This window comes from Mesorhizobium sp. M4B.F.Ca.ET.214.01.1.1, from assembly GCF_004791545.1.
GTDB lineage: Bacteria > Pseudomonadota > Alphaproteobacteria > Rhizobiales > Rhizobiaceae > Mesorhizobium > Mesorhizobium abyssinicae.
In genome coordinates, this window is the sequence record NZ_SRUX01000062.1 from 1 (window position 1) to 465 (window position 465).

Here is a 465-nt window from a genome sequence, read left to right on the forward strand (position 1 = left end):
GTCAATCTGTGCGAGGAGCTCGGCGCGACTGTGGAGAAAGCGACCGCGCTCGACGCCAACGGCCAGAAGATCGGCCTGTCGATGCCCTGGTGGTTCTGGAATTTCTTCGGCCAGCAGGCGGTGTTTTTGTTGAAGCGATAAGGCTGCCGTCGGCCTCCTACGCGAGGATATCCGTGGGCTTGTGCGGATGTTCCACGCCGTCGGCCAACACCACATGGACGCAACCGCCAAGAGCCTCCGCCAATTTCAGCGGTGGCAAAAGTGTTGCGGTTGAAGCGCTAGTCGCCGGAATTCACCATTCCCTTGTCGTCAGAACGACGGCACAATGGGTGACATAACAGGTTGTTTTTTGTAGCGTCGCACTTAATCCCGATGAGGGCCAGCCAGGGGGAAGTCCGATCCATTCAACCATCCTGAAGAGCTATCGGAAAGTGCATTTTCGCGCTGGAAACAGCTGACGTGGAG

The 465-nt window shown here is 57.4% G+C and carries 1 pseudogene; it reads left to right on the top strand.

The features are described 5' to 3' along the window. Positions 1–141, top strand: a pseudogene (locus EN857_RS33285) (methionine biosynthesis protein MetW); the annotation flags it as partial. Positions 142–465 lie beyond the last annotated feature (324 nt).